Origin of the sequence: Endozoicomonas sp. (genome assembly GCF_031844845.1) — a bacterium.
Lineage (GTDB): Bacteria > Pseudomonadota > Gammaproteobacteria > Pseudomonadales > Endozoicomonadaceae > Endozoicomonas.
The window spans coordinates 1-2,671 of record NZ_JAVRMB020000119.1 but is presented as its reverse complement, the minus strand read 5'-3'; the positions used below and the strand labels follow the sequence as shown (position 1 = coordinate 2,671).

The following is a 2,671-nucleotide window of genomic DNA, read 5'->3' as shown; positions in this document are numbered from 1 at the left end:
GCTACTCTGATTAAACTTCTTCTCGCAGTGCTCACATTCATAGGGCGTCTCCCCAGTGTGGATGCGCAGGTGCCTTTTCAGGTTGCTACTACGATTAAACTTCTTCTCGCAGTGCTCACATTCATAGGGCTTGTCGCCAGTGTGGATGCGCAGGTGCGTTTTCAGGTTGCTATTCTGATTAAACTTCTTCTCACAGTGCTCACATTCATAGGGCTTGTCGCCAGTGTGGATGAGCAGGTGCGTTTTCAGGGTGCTACTACGATTAAACTTCTTCTCACAGTGCTCACACTCAAAGGGCGTCTCCCCGGTGTGGATGTACAGGTGCCTTTTCAGGGTGCTTTTACAAGAAAATAATTTCTGGCATACCTGACACTCATGGAAGTTTTCCTCAGTACGACCAGGCATGTACATTTGCAGGGTGCTTTGTGTAGAGCATTCCTGATGGAACTGATCCTGATAGCTCAGTTCTTTGCCGTGGATATGCGTTGGTACATATCCCTGATCTGGTGGTTCAATTTTGATCGTTCTCGCTTCAAAAACAGAGTCGGAAAAATTGTGGGCATTGTGCCAATGGGCTACACGACTGGAATGTCTTTTGCCTTGTAAGCATTGAATGGCCCGTTTTACCGACCGTCTGGACATGGCAAACAGGAAGCGTGCCGATGCCTGCCTTTTTACGTTGTAATGAGATTGAACGGCAGGATGGCTTTTCCCTGCTGATATTTTTATCAAGTAGTACTCCTGCTCCTAAAACGTGAAGAAACCCAGTCCACAAAATAAGCTTCCCAGAGCCTTTACTGACCCTCAGCCTACTCTACAGGCAGAGCACAAACATAGACCAAATTCTGGAAAAAAACCTTCAGTTTCACCAGGCAGGCATCTGTTTACAGCGGATCATGCGCTAAAGACGACGGCCCTAACGATAATAACAGGCACAATAAACCACAGGGATAAATACTATGGCTCATAACCGCCAATGGTTTACCTTCAAAAACGAAGCAGACAAAACCCCGGAGCTCTTTATCTATGATGATATTGACGACTGGTGGGGTGTATCAGCACAAAGCGTGATCGATCAGATCAGAGAGGTGGACGCTGCCGAAATTAATGTTCGTGTTAATTGCCGGGGTGGAATGGTCTTTGAGGGCATCGCTATTTATAACACTCTGCGTCTGCATAAGGCCAATGTGCATATCAGCATCGAGGGTCTTGCGGCGAGCATTGCCAGTGTGATTGCCATGGCAGGTGATACGGTCACCATCGCTGAAAACGCCATGATGATGATTCATAACCTTTATGGTTGGGCACAGGGTGACGCTGAAGCAATGCGAAAGACCGCTGATGTGATGGATAAGATAGCGGACAGTATTACTGTGTCGTATACCGACAGAACGGGCAAGTCCATTGAGGAAATGAAAGCCCTGATGGAGTCGGAGACTTGGTATACCGCTGCCGAAGCATTAGAAGCCGGGTTGGTAGATCAGGTCGATTCTCCGGTTAAAGCCGCTGCCTGTTTTGATCTCTCCATGTTCAATAATACTCCCGCTGGCTTTGGCCGACTCGAACGGCAACCAGAAAATAAGCAGCAGGAACTGGAAAAACCGGAGCCAAAGAAAGAACCGGAAGTTGATGCTCTGGCTATTGCATCTCTGTGTAATAAAGCTGGCTATCCGGAAAAGACAGAAGCCTTCCTGAAAGAGAAACTGGCCGAAACCGATGTAAAAGATCGGCTGGCCGCCTTTGATGAGATCAAGAATCTCTGCAAAGCAGCCTCCCTGGCTAATAAATCCATTGATTTTATTGAAGCCAATAAGCCCGTGGATGAAGTGAGAAATGAATTATTTGATCTGCTCACTTCCACAGATCAAACGATAAACAACGCTCTACCTCCCAAGCAGAAGGGAAACCAGGAAACTGCTGTTTCAATCGACACGCAGGCTATTTATAGCAAGCGCAACCGGGTTTAAACCCTCCCCCAACCCTTTATTAAAAGGACTTTAACGATGAAGACTGAAGGAATGCACACTGGTGAGTTTCTGGTTTCCGAAGGCAACAACAGCATCAGCCGTGAGCAGGTACCGGTTGCTGCCAATCTGGATATGGAGCCGGGAACCGTGGTTGGTAAAGTATCTGCCACTGGTGTTTATGCACCACTCGCTCCTGCCGCTGCCGATGGCACCGAAACCGCTGCAGGCGTTCTGTACGCTGGCAAGGTTACTGATGCCTCTGGTGGTAATGGTGTGATTATCGCCCGTCTTGCTGAAGTGGTAGATAGTCTGCTGGTATGGCCTGATGGTATCACTGCTGAAGAACAGTCTGATGCTGTTAAAGAGCTGGCCGAGTTGGATGTTATCACCCGCAACGCTTAATCGCTTAACCACTCTCTGCTGTAATTCCTTTTATAAAACCTTCCGTTATCAAGGAGCGATAACATGCCACAGATGCTGAATATTTTTAACGACGACGCTTTCAGTCTTTCAAGCCTGACTGCAACCATCAATGAGATGGATTATAAGCCCGGTCGTTTGCTTGTTCAATGAGACAGGGATCAATACCACCACGGCTGTTGTGGAAAGCGTGAACGGGGTTCTCCGTTTACTGCCTTCTTCCGAGCGTGGCGCACCGGCAACTCAGGCGGTCGGTGACAAGCGCAAGGTTCGCAGCTTCGTTA

4 protein-coding genes are annotated in these 2,671 nt (G+C 48.1%); 3 read left to right on the top strand and 1 reads right to left on the bottom strand.

Features of this window, described 5'->3' with window-relative positions:
* Window positions 1–732, bottom strand: a 732-nt coding sequence (locus tag RM811_RS05720; protein ID WP_402521701.1) for a C2H2-type zinc finger protein, incomplete at its 3' end; no start/stop codon positions are given.
* Between the two features lie 227 nt (window positions 733–959).
* On the opposite strand from RM811_RS05720, the gene RM811_RS05715 reads away from it, so the two are divergent.
* The 3 genes from RM811_RS05715 to RM811_RS05705 form a co-directional block, all read left to right on the top strand.
* On the top strand, window positions 960–1,967 hold the full coding sequence (locus RM811_RS05715) for a head maturation protease, ClpP-related (protein ID WP_402521699.1): 1,008 nt from the start codon (window positions 960–962) through the stop codon (window positions 1,965–1,967).
* A 36-nt stretch (window positions 1,968–2,003) separates the two neighbouring features.
* Window positions 2,004–2,369 (top strand): head decoration protein, encoded by a 366-nt coding sequence (locus RM811_RS05710; RefSeq protein WP_402521697.1) that lies wholly within the window; start codon window positions 2,004–2,006, stop codon window positions 2,367–2,369.
* Window positions 2,370–2,499: 130 nt separating this feature from the next.
* The coding region (locus tag RM811_RS05705) for a major capsid protein (RefSeq protein ID WP_402521704.1) at window positions 2,500–2,671 on the top strand (172 nt) is incomplete at its 3' end.